This is a genomic window from Streptococcus suis, from assembly GCF_024509555.1.
Lineage (GTDB): Bacteria > Bacillota > Bacilli > Lactobacillales > Streptococcaceae > Streptococcus > Streptococcus suis_AD.
The window spans coordinates 21953-44773 of the sequence record NZ_JAMWEL010000015.1; the positions used below are offsets into that span (position 1 = coordinate 21953).

Annotated in this window: 6 protein-coding genes and 1 pseudogene; 5 read left to right on the top strand and 2 right to left on the bottom strand. The window is 39.4% G+C overall.

All coding sequences use genetic code 11. The annotated features are described in order from the left end of the window. The first annotated feature begins 5 nt into the window (after positions 1-5). The 4 genes from NF418_RS07305 to NF418_RS07320 all read left to right on the top strand — a co-directional run bounded on the left by NF418_RS07305 (position 6) and on the right by NF418_RS07320 (position 5955). Positions 6-2327 carry a glycosyltransferase gene (locus NF418_RS07305; protein WP_256779041.1) on the top strand — a complete coding sequence of 774 codons (2322 nt, stop codon included), beginning with the start codon at positions 6-8 and terminating at the stop codon, positions 2325-2327. 33 nt (positions 2328-2360) lie between these two features. Beyond that, entirely contained in the window at positions 2361-3314 is a 954-nt protein-coding gene (locus NF418_RS07310) for a polysaccharide pyruvyl transferase family protein (protein WP_256779042.1), read from the top strand. 762 nt (positions 3315-4076) lie between these two features. Continuing rightward, positions 4077-5081, top strand: coding sequence for a sugar transferase (locus tag NF418_RS07315; RefSeq protein ID WP_256779043.1), 1005 nt, complete (start codon positions 4077-4079; stop codon positions 5079-5081). Positions 5082-5091: 10 nt separating this feature from the next. Continuing rightward, entirely contained in the window at positions 5092-5955 is an 864-nt protein-coding gene (locus NF418_RS07320; protein ID WP_256779044.1) for an acyltransferase, read from the top strand. 386 nt (positions 5956-6341) lie between these two features. On the opposite strand, the gene rplS is transcribed toward NF418_RS07320, so the two are convergent. Then, the gene (rplS, locus tag NF418_RS07325; RefSeq protein WP_011921928.1) at positions 6342-6689 is read right to left on the bottom strand and encodes a 50S ribosomal protein L19; all 348 of its coding nucleotides are present in this window, start codon (positions 6687-6689) and stop codon (positions 6342-6344) included. A 441-nt stretch (positions 6690-7130) separates the two neighbouring features. Here rplS and NF418_RS07335 point away from each other — a divergent pair. Then, positions 7131-7375, top strand: a pseudogene (locus tag NF418_RS07335) (IS3 family transposase); the annotation flags it as partial. Positions 7376-7867: 492 nt separating this feature from the next. Here the strand turns inward: NF418_RS07335 and NF418_RS07350 are convergent. Continuing rightward, positions 7868-22654 (bottom strand): MucBP domain-containing protein, encoded by a 14787-nt coding sequence (locus tag NF418_RS07350; protein WP_306172692.1) that lies wholly within the window; start codon positions 22652-22654, stop codon positions 7868-7870. Positions 22655-22821 lie beyond the last annotated feature (167 nt).

Sequence of the window (22821 nt, forward strand, 5' to 3'; positions counted from 1 at the left end):
ATCCTATGCACAATTCTAGCCCAATACATATCGCTTTTTCTGTTGCTGGAAAATATGCGGATTACGTAGGAACAGCCATCTATTCAATCCTAAAACACAATACAGAAAGCTCTATCAAGATTTACATACTGCATCAAGAAATAGAAGCAGAATATAAGCGTAATCTTGAGCAACTGATGACTCACTTCCAAAACACAACCATTCAATTTGTAAAAATAGAAAATCAGTACCTCGAAAAAATCAAACCGGCAAAAGATGGGCTACATATTTCAACCTACTATCGTTTTTTATTAGCAGAATTATTGCCAGATGTCAATAAGATCTTATATCTTGATGTGGATGTTTTGATACGTGGGGAAATTCGTACACTTTGGAATACAGATCTATCAACTGCTTCATTAGGCGTTTCAAGAGAAATTGATATCTATGCGGGTTGCCCAGAGCATGTCCATTCGATTGGACTTGAGGATCATCATAATTATTTCAATGCGGGGGTCCTTCTATTTAACTTACAAAAACTACGTTCAGAACAACTAGACAAACTGCTCTTAGAAACAGCAGTCTCCAAAAGTCCAGAACTTCGTTTCGGCGACCAAGACATACTCAATATGATTTTTAAAGACGATTGTGTACTATTCAGCTATGTTTACAATTTTACAAACTGGCGTCTTATGTGGCCTGAAATCAATGAACAAGATGGCATTATTCTTCATTTTTCTGGTTCTGGAAAGACCAAACCTTGGAATAACAAACATCAGACATTCGACTATCTCTCCCCCTACATTGATGAATACCGCCGCTACCGTATGGAATATTATGATTTAATTTCCTCCCATCAGCCAAAAGTCGCCGTTGTCCTAGATATCCATGATCAAGACCAACATATTAAAGAATGCATTGATAGTATTATCCGCCAATCTTACTTCAATATAGAAGTCATCCTTACACTTGATGCCCCTACACTTGCTTGCTTACAAATTGCCAGGGACTATGAAAAAAATGACGGGCGTATCCGACTGTTAACCCCCTCAAACGAAACTCGGACTAAAAGATACCAATCAATAGTGCAAGAGACGACCGCAACTTATATTCTTTTCATCCGTGAAGTCGATCTCATTGAGGAAGATTATATCAAACGACTGGTAGAAAAAGCTGAGTTGGAAAAAGCAGATATCACCTTGGCCAACTACTTTATCTTCAATTCCAACGACGGTGTTTTTTACTTCCACCATCCACTTCAGCCTGAGGGAATCATCAAACATGAAACATTACAGAGTTTGGATCATAAACAAGAAATGTATATTGAACACCTATGGGGAAAACTATTTACTACAGATCATTTCTCTAAAACAATCCATACTTATACTGGCAACTTGTTGCTGTCTGATGCATACTCTTCACCTTCCATCTACTATCTATCTTCGGCAGAATATATGTATCGAGAACAGGCGCCTGAACTTGTGAGTGCCATTGTTACTGCCTACAATGTCGCTCCCTATATTGAGGAATGTATTCAAAGTATCTTGAACCAAACATATCAACATCTGGAAGTTATTATTGTAAACGATGGTTCAACAGATAGGACAGCAGAAATCTGTGATGAACTAGCAAGACAAGATAACCGTATCAAGGTCATTCACAAGGAGAACGGGGGTGCATCCGAGGCTAAAAACCTTGGAGTAATGCATGCAAGTGGAGAATACCTCACCTTGATAGATGGTGATGACCTGATAGAGAAGGATCTTATCGCAACGCTTTATCGACATTGTAAAGAAGAGCAGGCCGATATAGCAATGGGACACTACTTTAGGTACGACGAAAGCGATGGAAAATTTCACGTATTTGATATTGACCACCACACCAATTTTGAAGTCGTCAGCCCACAAGAAGCCGTAATCCGACAAACCCATTGGGGAAAATATAATAACTCAAATTATATAGTAACCGTTTGTAAACTGATTAAGAAATCTTGTTTTCAAAATGTAGTATTCCCTGTCGGGCGAAAATTCGATGACGAGGCTACAACTCACAAACTCTTTTTAAAAGCCAATAAGATTGTTCAAGTCAATAAAAATTTATACATCTATCGAAAACGAAAAAATAGTATTATGACTTCTGGTTTTAATCTCAGTTGGATAGATGACTTTATACCAATCTATGAATCTAAAATAGCAGACTGTCTACTTGCTCAACTCCCTCTCAAAGACATCCGCCAACGTTACCTAAATATATTGTCTGAATATAAACATTTAATGGAAATCTATCAATTAACCGACTCCATTCAATACCATACTGTACTGCAAAAAATTGAATTTGCAGAAAAATAATAAAACTTATCCAACAGAAAGCACTCAATCATCATGACCAAATTTGCCCTATTCGAATACAATACTCAAAATATCGGTGACGAAATCCAGTCACTTGCTGCACTCAAATTTTTACCAAAGGTTGATTACTTCATTAATAGAGATTATATTAACTATTTTGTACCAGATACAGATGAGGAAATCAAACTTATTATGAATGGCTGGTACACCCACCAACCTCACCATTTCCCAATAAAGCAATCACAAATTCATCCCCTACTCATTTCCATGTATATCGTGGATCATGTTAAGCCAATATTTTCTAGCTCGGAAAATATAGAATTTTTCAAAAAATACCAACCTGTTGGTGGTCGTAGCAAAGATACTAGTGACTTCTTGGCCTCACTTGGAGTTGACTCCTACTTCTCTGGCTGTTTAACCCTCACTCTTCAAAAAGAGGAAACTGTAAAAAAACGTGACTATATCTTAGCAGTTGATGTCCCTGATCAAGTCTATCACAAAATCAAGAGCCAAACAGATCGTCCAGTAATAAGACTTCATCCTTATGTTAACCATAAATTCATGTCAACCAGCAGAAAGATGAAGCTCGCCCAATATTTTTTGTACCTCTATCAGTCCGCTCATTCAGTAATTACTACGCGACTTCATGCCACCTTACCATGCCTAGCTCTAGAAACCAATGTATTAATGTTAGAAGAACCTGGATTTGATGCGTCACGTTTTGATAGCCTAAGAGAATTGGCAAATCACATGACCATTCAAGAGTTTTTAGATACTGAATACAACGTCAACAATCCACTACAAAATCCAACCACTTATCTTTCTCTTCGGGAAGATTTGGAAAACCGTTGTCAGGAATTTACAGGTTTCAAAAGTCAACATGGTTACCTTAATGGACAAACAGTTGAGGAATTTTTGCACGACCCAGAATTATTGCAAAATATCGCAACTGGCCTCCATGCAGGTTTTTCACAATTTGGAGTTTAAAAAAGGCAGTTTATCTATCAACTCACCCCATTGAAGTATGAACCTATGACCACGAGTGAAGTCCTTTTAATCGAGAGATCCTTTTCACTTAATATAGACAGTATAGTTGAAGGAACATTGACTGCATTTGAAAAAAAGAACTGTTTAGCTGACAAACTCTTCTAGGACAGAATTCTGAATTACGCTTATAGGTTCTAGTTTTGGGAAATGTTTTTTACAAATAGAACACAAGGATTTTTATCCATATTAGAGCAATGATGCCGCTTTTGCTGATATCTTAGCCTCTTACTGGGTATCCGTTGCTAGGTTATTGGATTATGTCCCTGGGAATTAGTATTGTTGCAGTTGAACATAGTTAAAGTTATTTCTTGCCCTATATGGCAGTTAGGTCATATTTGATGACCATAATCCCATCTCCGCCATAGGTTCCTTTCCAAATTGCTACTCCAACGTCCTTTATCCTAGAAATTGTAGATTTACAGTATGATAAAAACTGTAGCCTCTATCCCAACTACAATCCTTTTAATTTGAAGGAAATGCTAGAAAACATTGACTTCTACCTCGATATTAATCATGGACCAGAATTGGAAAATATCCTTGCTATCATGAAAGAAAAAAGGGGCCCCATCTTTGCCTATGAAGAGACTGCTCATAGAAAAGAATGGGCTGATCATCTTTATCCAATAAGCAATCTACCGCACTTCTTAGATGATCTACACTCCATGTTCCCCAACCACCATACCAATTAGGAAAAAGACAGATATGAAAGTACATATTACCAACCTTTACGGTCAATCAGCACTAAGCGTTGCACTAATGGCCCAAAATATGGTCTGCAACATTGCTAAACAACTTGACATGAAAGAAATCGGCATCTATTTTTTTAATGCTGACGGAGAAACACCTGACAAGCTCGCTATCCGATTTGACGGTATGAATGCCGCAGTTGGCAATGGAGACATAGTAATCTTTCAAGCACCAAGTTGGAATGGCACCCATTTTGACCTTGAATACATCAGACGCCTGAAGATTTATACCAACCTCAAAATTATTATTTTCATTCACGATAATCCCGCCCTCATGTTCAGTAGCAATGCCTATCTGATGCCTAAAATTATCGAAATGTACAACCTAGCTGACCTGATTATTGCTCCGTCACAAGCCATGCTGGATATTCTCTACAAGGAAGGCTTGACTGTGAAAAAGACCCTCATACAAGAAATGTGGGACCACACAACTAAAGCTTGGATTAACATTCCTCCATATAGACGAGAGATTAGTTTTGCGGGCAATCCACAACGATTTCCATTTGTCAACGAGTGGAGCCATCCTGTCCCCCTCAATCTATTCTCAAATGAACACCCCGCCAATCCATATGGTCAAGTTCATTACAAAGGCTGGCACCATGGAGAATACCTCCTTCGAGCACTCAATGAAACAGGTGGTTTTGGTCTAGTCTGGGCTCAAGGACTTGATGCTGACTATTATAATATCAACGTTTCTTATAAATTATCCACCTACTTAGCTGCTGGCATCCCTGTCATTGTGCCTGAAACCCTGTCCAATGCACATATTATTAAAGATAACCAATTAGGTTTTGTAGTATCTAGCCTTGAGGAAGCCAACCAAGTCGTTGAGCGTGTGACGGAAGAAGATTATAGAAATCTTGTCACACACGTTCTCAACTATCGAAATCTATTAACCGATGGATACTACTCAAAGAAATTACTTATCGATGCCGTCCATGCTGTTTTAACCACAAAGTAAAGGAAAAACTATGCACCCAAATATTGAACTTGGCCAATTTTCTATCAATGAGATTTCCCCTGGTGCCCATATTCAAATAGATGGTAGATTAACATTCAGAAACTTTGCGACGGTTGAAGTCGTACCTCAAGCCAATTTGATTGTTGGTAAACGAGTCTTTTTCAATAGCAATGCCGTTCTTCGCTGCCACCATCGAATTGAGATTGGAGACGATACCATGTTTGGCGACGGTGTAAAACTCTATGACTTCGATCATAAATTTTCTAATTACCATATCGAAAAACTAGCCTTCAAGTCTGCTCCGATCAGAATTGGTAAGAATTGTTGGATTGGTGCCAATTCGGTTATTCTCAAAGGCGTGACCATCGGCGATAACACAATTATTGGTGCTGGTTGCACCATTAGTAAGGATATACCTGCTAATAGTATTGTTACCACCAAGAACCAGTTTACCATTCGCAACCGAAAGCAATTCCAATACCATGTGACTACCTTCACTGCTTCAGATAGACTTGAACATCTAGCTTACTTGGCAGAAAATCTTCCTCATGTGGCCTTCCATATTGTTGCCAGTGTCTACATATCCCCTTATTTAGACAGTTTTCGGCAATATCCAAATATCAATATTTATAGTAATATCCATGATAAAGATATTGACCAAAACATTCTCTCCATGACTGATATATACTTAGATATCAATTATGGTCCTGAAGAAAAATCTGCTGTAGAACAAGCACATCAGCTCGGTATTCCTATTGTCGCTTTTGATTCTCTGGCCCATCGACCAGAGTTCACATCAATCTCATTCTCAACTAACCGGCCGGAAGACATGTTAGGGCATATCGATTCCTTTTTTAGAGAGGCGAATACCTAAGGCGAGTTCCACTTATATTTATTATCATTCTTGTTTACTATATTTATAGTCGTTTATCATTCTTATAATACTTGCTTGTAGAGGGAAAGACATCCATGATAGCTTGCCCCCCAACAAAATAATGACATCAAACATTAAGCCCCCACTAGGTGTAATATCCTAGTGAGGGCTTTGTAGTAAATGGTTATAGGTCATTTATGTTAGTTCCTATCAGACAAATCTGGTTGTTTTTCTGAGACTAACATAAATGGCTTTTCTGTCTAGATAAATTTTACAAATTGAGCAAATAAAAAAGATTGAAGAATATCATCCAAAATAGGTGTTTCTTCAATCAATTACAACATTCGTTGTTATGTAATCCGAATTAAGTAGTCAAACAGACTAAATTAACGACGGATTTCTTTGATACGCGCTGCTTTACCTTGCAATGCACGTAGGTAGTACAATTTAGCACGACGTACTTTACCGTAACGTACTACTTCAATCTTATCAACACGTGGAGTGTGGATCGGGAATGTACGTTCAACACCTACACCACCAGAGATTTTACGTACAGTGTACATTTCTGAGATGCCTTGGCCTTTACGAGAGATAACAACACCCTCGAAAATCTGGATACGTTCGCGGTTACCTTCGACAACCTTAGCGTGAACACGTACAGTGTCACCAGGACGGAATGAAGGGATGTCAGTACGAAGTTGACCTTCTGTCAAACTTTGGATCAATGGATTCATTTTATTCTCCTATCTTTGTCAATCTTAGGTGCTTTTAAACCCAGCGGATAAACTGTATTTTTGTGCGTCCATTACACACAAAATAAATTATACTAAAATCCTCTTCTCTTGTAAAGAAAAATACTCAAATTATTTTTACCCTTAAATTCTCAAAGTAAGTTCTAGTCTAACGCCAAAACTGGAAATTAGACTGAGATAAAAAAATAAGGTAGAACTTACTATGGGACAAGTGGATAGCTAACAATGAAAACAAACACTTGCCTCTCTCTGTCCACAACGATATTCAAACGGGAATTGAACAGTTAAGGCCCTTCCCAGCTATGGCTGCTAAGCTAGGAAAAGAACCGTCCCGAATAGGTTACACTAAACTAGACATAATTTATAAAGTATTCTACACTAAAGAAAATAGGAGAATAGATATGTCTAAAAAATCGCCGTTACTTCAAAACTGTCGATCACCTAACAAATGAACAAGGTGAGTTGATAGGATTCAGAAAAGGAAATATAGAGCTGGAAATTCAATTAGACATCCTGAAACAAGCAGAAGTGATTATGGCACGAAATTGGAAATAATCACTGCTAACAAGGACAAATACAGAATTTCAGCCATGTGTCGTTGCTTGAAGATTACTCATTCTAGCTATTACTACGAAACTGTAGAGCCAATATCTGAAGTAGAACTTGAATAAAAAATCAAAGCTTTTTTCTTCAAAAATTAGTCTAGGTACGGTGCTGAGAGTACCAATTGCTCCTTCAAACTGGTGTCTATCAACCAAAAAAGCCTCCTGCAGTCTGGAAAAATTACCACTTAATACCAAGGATTGTATTCAAAGGTGGAATCAACGTCGCATCCACAGCAATCTTATTTACCAAACACCCATGACGAAAAGTGCAATCTTTTATAAAAACACCTTATAAATTTTGTACATAAAACTGTTGCCTTTTCATTTAATTAGTATATGTGGACCAGTAGAGCTTACTATTTTCAGTGGGCTCCGCCATTCGATCTCTCATAGTGTTTGCTGACTTCTACCTACTACAGTCTAGTAGAGCTGGGAACTTTCAACTTGAAATCTGGCATGAGTTTAGAATTCGATAAATACAAAAAAGTTCCAGAGTCAGAATGACTTTGGAACTTTTTTTGTGCTTATAGAAATGGATTTCTAACTATCTAGCAATTAGTCTTCGTTGTTACGACGACGCTTACCTGCAATAGCAAGAGCTGCTACAAGCATAGCTGCACCAAGCACACCTGTCGCAGATGAAGTTTCACCTGTGTTTGGCAATTGGGCTTTACCTGCTTTTGGAGTTGCTGGTTGTCCTGGTTTAGCAGGAGCTGATGGAACTGGAGTTCCTGGACGACCTGGCTCTGGAGTTACAGGAGTACCTGGACGACCTGGATTTGGAGTTCCTGGCTCAGGAGTACCTGGTTGTGGTGTTATTGGATTTGTAGGATTTGTAGGAATCTTACGGTAAACATGGATCGTATCTCCATTTGGAAGAGTGATCGTTTTACCTGTAAACTCATATCCTGGGATAGAATGATCCGGAGTAGTGCCATCTTCCTGTGGTGCGATGACATTTCCTTCTTCATCTACATGGTTTGTAACAACTTTACGGTAAACGTGAGTTGTATTACCATCACTGTCAGTTGTAGTCTTCACATAGACGTAACCTGGAATTGAATTACCTTTGTTTGGTGTAGTGCCATCTTCTTGTGGTGAGATAACATTGCCATTTTCGTCAACGTGGTTGGTTACTACTTTCGTAGCAGGTGTTACTTTACGGTATACGTAAGTTACTACAGTTTCACCTTCGACTACTGTACCGTTTTCAGTACCGTCAACTCGAACAAGTTCGTATTCTTCACCGTTAAATGTGATTGTACCTGGTTTGTTATCTGTTGTGTCGTATGGTGTGTTTACATCTGATGATGGTGTATCTGTTACTGGAGTAGCGATTACTGTACCATCTTCAGTGACATAGTTCACGACTACAGTACCCTTAGGAGATACTTTACGGTAAACGTGGGTTGTATTGCCATTCTCATCTGTAGTTGTCTTACCTGTGAACTCGTAACCTGGAATTGACTTGTTAGGTGTTGTACCATCTTCTTGTGGTGCAATTGGGTTACCATTTTCATCAACGTGCTTGGTTACTACTTTCGTAGCAGGTGTTACTTTACGGTATACGTATGTTACTACAGTTTCACCTTCGACAACTTTACCATTTTCAGTACCGTCAACACGAACAAGTTCGTATTCTTCACCATTAAATGTGATTGTATCTGGCTTGTTATCTGTTGTATCGTATGGTGTATCTACATCTGATGATGGTGTATCTGTAACAGGAGTAGCGATTACTGTACCATCTTCAGTAACATAGTTCACGACTACTGTACCCTTAGGAGATACTTTACGGTAAATGTGAGTTACATTGCCATCTTTATCGATAGTTGTCTTACCTGTAAACTCGTATCCTGGGATTGACTTGTCTGGTGTTGTGCCATCTTCTTGTGGTGAGATGACATTGCCTTCTTCGTCAACGTGGTTAGTTACTACTTTCGTAGCAGGTGTTACTTTACGGTATACGTAAGTTACTACAGTTTCACCTTCGACTACTGTACCATTTTCAGTACCGTCAACACGAACAAGTTCGTATTCTTCACCATTAAATGTGATTGTACCAGGCTTGTTATCGGTTGTGTCGTATGGTTTGTCTACATCTGATGATGGTGTATCTGTTACTGGAGTAGCGATTACTGTACCATCTTCAGTAATATAGTTCACGACAACTGTACCTTTAGGTGTTACTTTACGGTAAACGTGAGTCACATTGCCGTCTTCGTCAACAGTAGTCTTACCTGTAAACTCATAGCCTGGAATTGATGTATTTGGTTTAGTGCCATCTTCTTGTGGTGAAATAGACTTACCTTCCTCGTCAACGTGGTTAGTTACTACTTTCTTAGTAGGTGTTACTTTGCGGTAAACGTGGGTTGTATTGCCGTTCTCATCTGTAGTTGTCTTACCTGTGAACTCGTATCCTGGAATTGACTTGTTAGGTGTTGTGCCATCTTCTTGTGGTGAGATAACATTACCTTCCTCGTCAACGTGGTTAGTTACTACTTTCTTAGTAGGTGTTACTTTGCGGTAAACGTGGGTTGTATTACCATTCTCATCAGTAGTTGTCTTACCTGTGAACTCGTAACCTGGGATTGACGTACCTTTGTTTGGTGTAGTGCCATCTTCTTGTGGTGAGATAACATTGCCTTCTTCGTCAACGTGGTTAGTTACTACTTTCGTAGCAGGTGTTACTTTACGGTATACGTAAGTTACTACAGTTTCACCTTCGACTACTGTACCATTTTCAGTACCGTCAACTCGAACAAGTTCGTATTCTTCACCGTTAAATGTGATTGTACCTGGCTTATTATCTGTTGTGTCGTATGGTGTGTCTACATCTGATGATGGTGTATCTGTTACTGGAGTTGAGATAACTGTACCATCTTCAGTGATATAGTTCACGACAACTGTACCTTTAGGTGTTACTTTACGGTAAACGTGAGTCACATTGCCATCTTCGTCAACAGTAGTCTTACCTGTAAACTCATAACCTGGAATTGATGTATTTGGTTTAGTGCCATCTTCTTGAGGTGAAATAGACTTACCATTCTCATCAACGTGGTTGGTTACAGGAGATTTAACTGCACTAGATACTTTACGGTATACGTAAGTTACTTGCGTTGTACCCTCTACAACAGAACCATTTTCTTCACCCTTAGTCAATACTGGAACAAGTTTGTACTCCGTACCATCATCAGTTGTGATTGTTTCTGGCTTGTTATCTGTTGTATCGAAAGATGTACCTGTTGATGTAGGTGGTGTATCTGTTACAGATGCTTTGATGACATTGCCTTCAGTGTCGATGTAGTTAACAACAACGTTACCTTTCACTTCTTCGTATACGTAAGTTACTTGCTTGTCTTCGCCTGGAGTTACTGATCCATTTTCTTCACCAGTAGTCAAGCTTGGAACAAGTTTATATGTCTTACCATCTTCAGTAGTGATTGTAGTTGGCTTGTTATCTTCAGTTGTGTATGTCTTACCTGGTTCAGCGTTCTCTTCGTCCTTAACTGGAGATTTGATTACTGTACCGTCTGTTGTTACATAGTTAACTGTTACTGAACCTGCTGGCTCGTAAACGTAAGTTACTTCTGTAGTACCTTCTACAACTTTACCAGACTCGTTATCGCCAGCTTTCACTTCTTTGTAGAAGTATGTAACACCATTGTGTTTGATAACTGCTGGTTTGAAATCTGTTGTATCGTAAGTTGTATCAAGAGCCGCATCAGTTGTGTCGTTTACTGATGTGGCAATTGTTTCACCATTTGTGTTCACATAGTTAACGACAACGCTACCGTTTGGATTTGGAGCTGGAGTTGTTACTTTTTGGTAAACATAAGTTACTTGCGTTGTACCTTCTACAACAGAACCATTTTCTTCACCCTTAGTCAATACTGGAACAAGTTTGTACTCAGTACCATCTTCAGTTGTGATTGTTTCTGGCTTGTTATCTGTTGTATCGTAAGATGTACCTGTTGATGTAGATGGTGTATCTGTTACAGGTGCTTTGATGACATTGCCTTCAGTGTCGATGTAGTTAACAACAACGTCACCTTTCACTTCTTCGTAAACGTAAGTTACTTGCTTGTCTTCGCCTGAAGTTACTGATCCATTTTCTTCACCAGTAGTCAAGCTTGGAACAAGTTTGTAAGTCTTACCATCTTCAGTTGTGATTGTAGTTGGCTTGTTGTCTTCAGTTGAGTATGTCTTACCTGATTCAGCATTCTCTTCATCCTTAACTGGAGATTTGATTACTGTACCATCAGTTGTTACATAGTTAACTGTTACTGAACCTGCTGGCTCGTAAACGTATTGAACAGTTGTAGTACCTTCAACAACAGTACCTTTCTCAGCAGCTGATGTGTCTTTCACTTCTTTGTAGAAGTATGTCACTCCATCTTTTGTGATTGTTACTGGTTTGAAATCAAATGTTTCATAGACAGTTCCAGTTGTTGTTTCTGGTGTATCTACAACATCAGAAGCGATTTTCTCACCTGCAGTATTGTAATATTCAACCACAACATTACCAGTCTTAGCTGCTGGAGTTTCAACTTTACGGTAAACATAAGTTACTTCAGTAGTCTTACCAGATTCAACTTCACCATTTTCAGTACCGATAGTTGCACTTGGAACCAATTCGTAAACTGTTCCATCTTCTGTTGTGATAGTAGTTGGTTTGTTATCTGTTGTTGTGTAAGACTTACCTGGTTCAGCGTTTTCTTCGTCTGTTACAGTAGCCTTGATCACTGTTCCATCTTCTGTGATGTAGTGAACGATAACATTTCCAGCTTTTTCGTAAACGTATTGAACAGTTGTTGTACCTTCTACAACTTCACCTGTTGTTGAAGCTGAAGTGTCTTTCACTTCTTTGTAGTAGTAAACTGTACCGTCTGCTGTTGTGATAGTGTTTGGTTTGTGGTCTTCGTCAGTGTTGTATGCTGTACCTGTTGATGTTGATGGAGTATCAACTTCTTTAGTATCTACAGCTTCACCTGAGTCAGATAGACCTGAAATCAAGTTACCTTCTGTATCGTAGTACTCAACTACAACGTCACCTTTCACTTCTTCGTATACATAAGTGATTGATGTTGTACCTTCTACAACGTCACCAGTCTCCTTACCTTGTGTAAGAGTTGGCACGATACGGTATGTCTTACCGTCTTCTGTTGTGATTGTTGTTGGTTTGTTGTCTGTTGTGTCGTACGGTGTACCTGTTGATGTAGATGGTGTGTCTTCAACTGGTTGCTTGATCACTGTACCGTCAGTTGTGATGTAGTTAACAACAACGTTACCTTTCACTTCTTCGTAAACGTAAGTGACTTGCTTGTCTTCACCAGAAGTGATTGTTCCATTTTCTTCGCCTGTAGTTGCGTTTGGAACAAGCTTGTAAGTCTTACCGTCTTCAGTAGTGATTGTTGATGGTTTGTTGTCTTCAGTTGAGTATGTCTTACCTGGTTCAGCATTCTCTTCATCCTTAACTGGAGATTTGATAACTGTACCGTCAGTTGTTACATAGTTAACTGTTACAGAACCAGCTTGCTCGTAAACGTAAGTGATTTCAGTAGTGCCTTCCACAACCTTACCAGTTTCAGTAGCTGAAGTTGCGTCTACTTCTTTGTAGTAGTAAACTGTACCATCTTCAGTTGTGATCTTAGCTGGTTTGTTATCAGTTGTGTCGTAGGCTGTACCTGTTGAAGTTGTCTTCGTATCCACTACTTGTGAAGCAATGACTTCGCCAGCAGTGTTTACATAGTTAACAACAACATCGCCTTTCACTTCTTCGTAAACATAAGTTACTTGAGTTACACCTGGAACAACGTCACCTGTTTCAGAACCTTTAGTGAGGCTTGGAACAAGTTTGTATGTCTTACCATCTTCTGTAGTGATAGTTCCTGGCATAACATCAGTTGTATCATATGGAGTACCTGTTGAAGTTTCTGGTGTGTCTGTTACAGGAGCTTGGATAACTGTACCATCAGTAGTTACATAGTTAACAACAACTGAACCTTTCACTTCTTTGTAGACATAAGTGACTTCTGTTGTCTTACCTGCTTCAACTGTACCTTCTTCAGTACCGATTGTAGCTGTTGGGATCAACTCGTAAGTCTTACCATCTTCTGTAGTGATAGTAGTTGGTTTGTTATCTGTTGTGTTGTACTCACTACCTGGAGCTGCATTTGTTTCATCATTCACAGGTTGCTTGATAACTGTACCATCTTCAGTGATGTAGTTAACAACTACGTTACCAGCTTGTTCGTAAACATACTTAACTGTTGTAGTACCTTCAACAACATCACCAGTTTCAGCTGCTGAGTCAGATTTCACTTCTTTGTAGTAGTAAACTGTACCGTCAGTTGCAGTAATAGTTTCTGGTTTGTTATCAAGAGTTGTGTAGGCTGTGCCTGGTGATGATGTAGGAGTGTCCTCAACTTCAGTAGCAATCTTCTCACCAGCAGTGTTGTAGTACTCAACAACAACGTTACCTTTCACTTCTTCGTAAACGTAAGTGACTTGCTTGTCTTCACCAGAAGTGATTGTTCCGTTTTCTTCGCCTGTAGTTGCGTTTGGAACAAGCTTGTAAGTCTTACCGTCTTCTGTTGTGATAGTAGTTGGTTTGTTGTCTTCAGTTGAGTATGTCTTACCTGGTTCAGCATTCTCTTCATCCTTAACTGGAGATTTGATTACTGTACCGTCAGTTGTTACATAGTTAACTGTTACAGAACCAGCTTGCTCGTAAACGTAAGTGATTTCAGTAGTGCCTTCTACAACTTTACCAGTCTCAGTAGCTGAAGCTGCGTCTACTTCTTTGTAGTAGTAAACTGTACCATCTTCAGTTGTGATCTTAGCTGGTTTGTTATCAGTTGTGTCGTAGTCTGTACCTGTTGAAGTTGTCTTCGTATCCACTACTTGTGAAGCAATGACTTTGCCATCAGTGTTTACATAGTTAACAACAACGTCACCCTTAACTTCTTCGTACACATAAGTTACTTCCGTTACACCTGGAACAACATCACCTGTTTCAGAACCTTGAGTCATTTTAGGAACCAACTTGAATGTGCGACCATCTTTAGTTGTGATGGTTTCTGGTTTCACATCTGTTGTGTCGTAGCCTGTACCTGTTGAAGATTCTGGTGTATCTACTACTTGTGCTTGTAATTCTTCACCAGTTGTTGAGATGTAATTTACAACAACTGAACCTTTCACTTCTTTGTAGACATAAGTTACTTCTTTAGTTACACCTGCTTCTACAGTACCAGTTTCATCACCAACTGTAGATGCTGGAACCAACTCATAAGTTTTACCATCATCAGTAGTAATTGTTGTTGGTTTCAAGTCAGTTGTATCGTATGTTGAACCTGGTTTACCATCTTTAGTATCATCAACTGTGCTTGCTGTTGTAGCACCAGTATTTGTTGTACCAAAGAGTGGTGTGCCATCTTCAGTGATGTAGTTAACAACTACGTTACCAGCTTGTTCGTAAACGTATTGAACAGTTGTTGTTGTTTCTGCTACTTTACCAGTTGTTGGTGCAGAAGAGTCTTTCACTTCTTTGTAGTAGTAAACTGTACCGTCAGCTGCTGTGATAGTCGCTGGTTTGTTATCAAGAGTTGTGTAGGCTGTACCTGTTGATGATGCAGGAGTGTCCTCAACATCAGTAGCAATCTTCTCACCTGCAGTGTTGTAGTACTCAACAACAACGTTACCTTTCACTTCTTCGTAAACGTAAGTGACTTGCTTGTCTTCACCAGAAGTGATTGTTCCGTTTTCTTCGCCTGTAGTTGCGTTTGGAACAAGCTTGTAAGTCTTACCGTCTTCTGTTGTGATTGTAGTTGGTTTGTTGTCTTCAGTTGAGTATGTCTTACCTGGTTCAGCATTCTCTTCATCCTTAACTGGAGATTTGATTACTGTACCGTCAGTTGTTACATAGTTAACTGTTACAGAACCAGCTTGCTCGTAAACGTAAGTGATTTCAGTAGTACCTTCTACAACTTTACCAGTTTCAGCAGCTGAAGTTGCATCTACTTCTTTGTAGTAGTAAACTGTGCCATCTTCAGTTGTGATCTTAGCTGGCTTGTTATCAGTTGTGTCGTAGTCTGTACCTGTTGAAGTTGTCTTCGTATCAACTACTTGTGAAGCAATGACTTCGCCAGCAGTGTTTACATAGTTAACAACAACATCACCCTTGACTTCTTCGTACACATAAGTTACTTCCGTTACACCTGGAACAACGTCACCTGTTTCAGAACCTTGAGTAAGGGTTGGAACAAGTTTGTATGTCTTACCATCAGCAGTTGTGATTGTTTCTGGTTTAACATCAGTTGTGTCGTAGCCTGTACCTGTTGAAGTTTCTGGTGTGTCTGTCACAGGCGCTTGAAGAACAGTGCCATCAGTTGTCACATAGTTAACAACGACTGAACCTTTCACTTCTTTGTAGACATAAGTGACTTCTGTTGTCTTACCAGCTTCAACGTCACCAGTTTCGTTACCGATTGTTGCTGCTGGGACCAACTCATAGGTCTTACCTTCATCAGTAGTGATGGTTGTTGGGCGTAGGTCACTTGTATCGTAAGTCGAACCTGGTTTACCATTTACAGTATCATCAACAGTACTTGCTATTACTGAACCAGTATTGGTTACACCTGAAATAGGAGTACCGTCTGTCGTAATGTAGTGAACAATAACGTCACCAGCTTTTTCGTAAACATACTGAACAGTTGTAGTCGTTTCTGCTACATTACCTGTTGTTGGTGCAGAAGTATCTTTCACTTCTTTGTAGTAGTAAACTGTGCCGTCCGCTGCTGTGATCGTTGCTGGTTTCTTATCGTCTGTATTGTAGGCTGTACCAACTGAAGCGTCTTCTGTATCCACTACAGATGTTGCGTTATCTGTTTCAGTACCTGAAATTGAGTTGCCTTCTGTATCGTAGTACTCAACTACAACGTCAGACTTAACTTCTTCGTAGATGTAAGTTACTTCGATAGTCTTACCAGCTTCAACATCACCAGTTTCGTTACCGATTGTTGCTGTTGGAACAAGTTTGTAGACTTTGCCATCAGTTGTTGTGATGGTTTCTAGCTTGTTATCTGCTGTGTTGTAGTCGTAACCTGGCTCTTGGTTAGTCTCATCGTTAACTGGATCTTTGATGACTGTACCATCAGCCAATGTGTAGTTCACGACAACATTACCAGCTTTTTGGTAGATGTATGTAACTTCAGTCGTACCTTCCACAACTTTACCAGTTTCCTTATCACCTGCTTTTACTTCATCAGTTGGCAAGATATAGTATACATCGCCTGTTTCGTCATTAACGATTTTGTTTGGTTTGTTATCTGTTGTATCGTAAGCTGTACCTGTGTCAGACACTTTAGTATCTGTCACATCTTTAGCGATTGTGTTGCCTTCTGTATCTACATAGTGAACAACAACATCACCTTGTACCAATTTGTACACATAGGTTACTTCTGTCGTACCTTCTACAACCTTACCTGTTTCGTTTGCTGGGATAGCAGATGGAACAAGTTTGTAGATCTTACCGTCTGCAGTTGTGATGGTGTTTGGACGAAGGTCAGTCGTATTGTACTCAGTGCCTGTTGAGCTTTCTGGTGTGTCTTCAACTGTGCTTGCAGTTTCTGTGCCTGCATCAGTAATACCAGAGATTCGGTTACCATTTTCATCAACGTAGTTAACGATAACGTTACCTTTTACTTCTTGGTAAACGTAAGTGACTTCTTTAGTTAGTCCTGCTTCAACTGCACCAGTTGGAGCATCCCCCGAAGCCAGGTTGCTGTCTGCTGCTACTGTACCAGCTGGGTAGTCACCTTCTGGAACAAGTTTATAGGTCTTACCATCTGTAGCAACAATTGTATCTGGACGGTTGTCCGCAAGTGTATCGTAGTTAGAACCTGGTTGTCCGTTTTCAACATCCAATACATCTGCCTTGATTTCAGTACCATTTACATCTACATAGTTAACATTGACTGAGCCTGCTTTTTCGTAAACGTACTGAACTGTTGTTGTAGTTTCTGCTACTTTACCAGTTGTTGGTGCAGAAGAGTCTTTCACTTCTTTGTAGTAGTAAACTGTGCCATCTGCTGTTGTGATAGTTTCTGGACGATTGTCTTCATCTGTGTTGTAGACAGTACCAACAGACTTGTCATCTTCATCAACTACAGTTGCTGCAATAACTTCACCAGCTGTGTTGTAGTATTCTACAACTACGTCAGATTTCACTTCTTGGTAAACGTAAGTTACTTCTTTAGTTACGCCTGCTTCAACAGTACCTGTTGGAGTTGCGCCTGAAGCCAAGTTGCTATCTGCTGCTACTGTACCAACTGGGTAGTCACCTGCTGGAACAAGAGCATATACTTTACCATCAGTTGTTGTGATAGTTTCTGGTTTGTTATCTGTTGTGTTGTACTCAGTACCTGGTTTTTGATTTATTTCATCGTTAACAGGATCTTTGATAACTGTACCATCAGCGAGTGTGTAGTTTACAACAACGTTACCAGCTTTTTGGTAGATGTAAGTGACTTCTTGAGTTTCTGGTGTCACTTTACCTGTCTCGGATGCCGAGCCTGCTTTTACTTCATCTGTTGGCAAGATGTAATAGACATCTCCAGTGGCATCTTCAATGATTTTGTTTGGCTTATGATCAGTAGTAGAGTATTCCGACCCGGTATTGGCATCATTGGTATCTACTACTTGAGGTGCGATTACCTTGCCTTCAGTATTCTCATAATTGACAAGAACATCACCTTTTAATAGTTCATAGAAATAGGTAACCTCAGTTGTACCTTCAATAACTTTACCAGTTTCTGCTCCCTCAATTGCTCTAGGGACACGTCTATATACTCGGCCATCTGCTGTTGTGATAGTCTCTTTAATCTGATCTTTGGTGTCGTATGCTTGACCAACTGGAGCATCAATCTCATCATTTACTGATGGAATAATCTCTTCCCCATCCAGTGTTTGATAGTTAACTTTTACATTACCTGTAACAAGTTCATAAACATAGGTGACAACCTTCTCACCTTTCTCAACCACACCAGTTTTAGACGCAGAACCTACTTGAACTTCTTTAAAACGATAAAGTCTCGTTTCACCACTATCAGTTGTTACTGTAATTTCAGTCGGTTTGTTATCCGTTGCCGTATCATAAGCCGTCCCAACTGATGACTCTGGGGTATCAATAACTGTACTTGGTGTAACTACGCCTTTATCGGTTGTTCCAGAAATTGGATTGCCAACTTCATCGACATACTTCACAACTACCGAACCTGTAACCTCTTTATAGACATAGGTTACAACCTTCTCGCCAATTCCTACTTCACCAGTCGTTGGTTCGATTCCTGAAGTATTCGTTGTATCTGTATGCGCTTCAAGATTAGAATTATCACTCACAGTTCCAACTGGATAAGTACCAGCAGGAACTAATTCATATGTCTTGCCTCCACTTACGATAGTCGCTGTAGCATGTTCAGCAGTATCATACTCTGTACCAGTCAGGCTAGTAGTTGGCATATCGATCACATCAGCTTGGAGAGAGTTTCCATCAATATCTACATACTTCACTACTACTGAACCATATGTACGAAGAATTTCTACAGTCGAGCGATATCCCTCCAAGAAGTTACTCTGACCATTGATTGCAATCGCTGATGTTGTCGTAAATTGCTGACCAGATTTTGCACTTGAAGGAGTATCTAAACCATATTCAAACGCAATTGTTTGACCAATAGAGAGAGTCGTTCCAGGATCAGATACAAATTTAAGGGCAGTGACCGTTGAATAGTCTGTAATCGTATCGGTCCATCCCGTCAAATCATTACCAGCTTCACCTGGATCTTGTTGGTCAGTAGTATAATAAACCTTCCAACCTGCTGGAGCTGTGACAGGTCCGTTCAAAGTAGGGGTAAATTGACTACCACGAGAACTTGAGCCATCAAAAACCTCATCTTCTGTATTTGACAAGACTGTAATAACCGTCATATCACTATAAGCTACATCAGATCTATTCTGAATATGGGCCTGAATAGTGACAGGATCTCCGGCAACTACCCCTGTCGTATCAAACAAATAGCCTTCTTGATAGTTTGATTTATCATATACAAAAAGGGATTTAGGAGACTTACCAGTTATCTGCCCCTGAGTTCCAATGATAGTAGTGGCATCCTTAGTATAAACCGTCTCTGCACCATCTCCATCATTATCTAAATCCAATGCATCAGTTCCGCCCGTATGAACAAAGCTTGGAATGCTATCAAATGATAATCCATAATAAATGTTGGTTGTCTTACTATCTGATTGACTACCATAAAAATATGTACTATTCATGGTATAGTTAACAGTCACAGATGCTTGACCAGGGATTACTGATGTTACACCCTCTTTAAACGGAATCTTATAAACTACATAATTTTGACCATCAACTTGAATAATTGATTTTTGATAGGTGGATTGATCTGTAGATAACTGTGTTCCAGGAACAATACTATCAACTGATAGCCCCTCGACCATAGCAACATACACATAGGCATTTTCATTAAGAGGAATATTATTTACAAGTCCTGCTGTTCGACTAGTCTCGAGAGAACCTGTAAAATTCGCTTTATCACCATCATAAAGGTTTGTACTATTAGCACCACGCTGTCTAATTCGTGTATTAATTGTTACTTGCTCTTGAGCATATCCTGCAAAAGCTGACTTCCAGGTCACTGCTTCATCTGTAGGTGACTGACGTTGAATCAATTGTGCCGTGTAGCTATAATCATTGAGTTCAGGAGTAACTATGGTCCTATCCGTTACCTTATGGCCAGTCGCCACATCAGTAACTTTATAATCGATGCTTTCAGATAACTGAATCATCTCAATATCAAGTGACTGATAAAAAGCACCCGATGTTCCAGTAAAATCAATACCAACAGTTGCTACCGTATCTGATATACTAACAGATTTTCTATTACTCGTAACCCCTGTTTCATTTGCAAAATCGCCTAGACTACCAAGATTTATCCGAACACCAGAATTATTGATGTAATACACAATTGCATCTCTATTATCCATCAAAGTTAGGACATCGACATTACCAATTACAACATTTGTCTTGGTAAAGTAATCTAGCATATCTCCATCTTGTTGCTTCGCAACATCAACCGATACACGATCAACGGTATTCACGATACCCGTATCACGAGTTCCTCTGCGAAATTGAGTCGTTTGACCAGTTGCCAATGGTTTAGTCACTTCAGTACCCATTGACTCACCTTTATATGAAGTACCGAAAGAAGTCGTACTGCTATTATCGTTTCGTCCAGCCGCATTATCAGCCATGGAGATTCCTGTGGTTGTCCCTGCTGCATAGTTCAGAGTATACCCCGTATCAATTCGAGTATTGACTCCAATAACACCTGTTGGAACTTCTCTCGTGACCCATGAATTTGTATGACTCGATGTTGTCTCTGCTAATACTTGATTAGTTCCTCCTTCAATAACTCGAGTCGTTAATACAGTATCAGGAATAGTCTCCGCATTCCCTGTATAAACGAGATAAAATCCCTTAACTTCTTGTTCAATCTCATGTAGAGTACCTGAAGGACCAATTGGATATTCAATATACCCTTCGGTTTCATTAATAATACGTCCAGATTGGTTTGTTCCCCTTGTTAGCGACACATTGCCACTAGTGACGGGTTTGAAATTATCTTTATCATAGTATACTCGAACTACAGAATCCTTTGGCAATGACCCAGCCGTTGTGATATTAACACCTGACACATCCGTGATTGCCTTAATGGCTGATTTGGTTGTTTCATCTAAAGTTAAAACATAGGAACGTGCTGAACGTGCTTGAACAACCCCATTTTGGTCACGTATTCCAGCGATTGCTGAACCATCATCTGCAAATCCAAATGTATTTTGAGCAATTGTAGAAGTAATTGTTGCAGTTTCAATGGCATTCCAAGTTACTGTTTTTTCACCAGTACCATAAACAAGACCACTTGAATCCAGTACCTTCGCTATAACTTTTATTGATTTACCATTAACGGTACCGTTTGGTGCGACGAACGACAATGGTATGGTAATATCAGAACCTGATATCAAATTACCTACCTGCAATGTGTAACTATTTGACGTTGCATTGTAGACAGGTACTGCATTGTTAAAGCCGGAAAGTTTAATTAAGGAACCGCTTGCGGGTAATTGGATTTGTACGCCATCTTCTTCGATAATATACTCAATACGCATATTATCATATTTTACATCTGTCCCCTGTACTGAAACTTTCATTTCATCATTACTTGACTGAGAGGTAATTAGCACCTCATTTCCTTTTTTAAAAGTGCCTGTCACAAGATTGGATGCGCTGGCAGTTCCAGTAGTATTTAATGCTATTTGAATGGAATCTGTTGCTAAAAACTTCCTTAGTTCAAAAACTAAAACCTCTACATTTATCCGAATGGCATCAATTTGTGCATTTACAGAATCAAGTGTTGCTGCTGAAGCGTTCAATATTGCTGTTGCTTCTGTAGCAGTCAATTTTGTTGCTGCAGCTGCGGATTTCAAAGCAGTGTTGTCGCTATCTGATGCTGCAACAAGACGTTCAGCTTCATTAGCCAATACTTCTGCTTCAGAGATGACTTGTTCAAGAACAACTTTCGCTTCTTCAACAGTTGCTGGAGTTTTTACTGCTTCAGCAACTACTTCACTTGAGGCTGTTGCTGTTTCACTTGTTGCAGTGGTTGTTGTAGCTGACTCCATAGTTGCTGTTGTAGTTGTTACTTCAGCTGTCTTAGCAACTTTTACAGTAACCACGTTTGCAGCACCTTCTGTTACTTCTTGAGTCACAGCCGCTGTTTGACCTGTTGCCAATTCGTAACCTGCAGGTACTGATATCGCTACATCTAAGTTTGTTTTAGCAGTTGCTTCAGTTGTATTTACAATTGTTGTTTTAACATCTGCTTGTACTACAGTACCATCTTCCAACACATATTGAACAATGTAGTTGATAGTTGCAGTACGTTCTGTACTTGTAGCAGTTGCTACTGTTTCAGTAGTTGAAGCTTCTGTAGATGAGGCTGCTGTCGAAGTTGTAGCAGTTTCAGTCGCTGTTGCTACTGTTTCTGCAACAGTAGCTTCTGAGCTGGTTGATGTTGCTGTTGTTGAAGCTACAGTCGCTGTTTCAGATGCTGCAGCATTTGTTTCAGCTTGTGCCACCTGTACTCCAGCACCCAGAGCCAAAGACATACCAAGTAAGACACTGGCAGCTCCAAAATGGTATTTACGAATTGAAAAATGTTGTCTCATTCCGTACCAATTGAACGATTTTCGATTAACTTTATGCATGCTTTCCTCCTATATCTTGATAGATTAGACCAAGATTATGCAAAAAATCTACTAAACTAAAAATTGACTTTATCCAAATCTAATAATGATATTTTACCATTAAAACATTATTTTTCAAGCATTTAATTACATTTATTCAGAAATGGGTAGAAAATGTGAACATTATT

Excerpts from the sequence above, each read along its gene's own strand:
- NF418_RS07305 (WP_256779041.1), top strand. The coding sequence starts at position 6 with ATGCACAATTCTAGCCCAATACATATCGCTTTTTCTGTTGCTGGAAAA.
- NF418_RS07310 (WP_256779042.1), top strand. The coding sequence starts at position 2,361 with ATGACCAAATTTGCCCTATTCGAATACAATACTCAAAATATCGGTGAC.
- NF418_RS07315 (WP_256779043.1), top strand. The coding sequence starts at position 4,077 with ATGAAAGTACATATTACCAACCTTTACGGTCAATCAGCACTAAGCGTT.
- NF418_RS07320 (WP_256779044.1), top strand. The coding sequence starts at position 5,092 with ATGCACCCAAATATTGAACTTGGCCAATTTTCTATCAATGAGATTTCC.
- rplS (WP_011921928.1), bottom strand. The coding sequence starts at position 6,689 with ATGAATCCATTGATCCAAAGTTTGACAGAAGGTCAACTTCGTACTGAC.
- NF418_RS07350 (WP_306172692.1), bottom strand. The coding sequence starts at position 22,654 with ATGCATAAAGTTAATCGAAAATCGTTCAATTGGTACGGAATGAGACAA.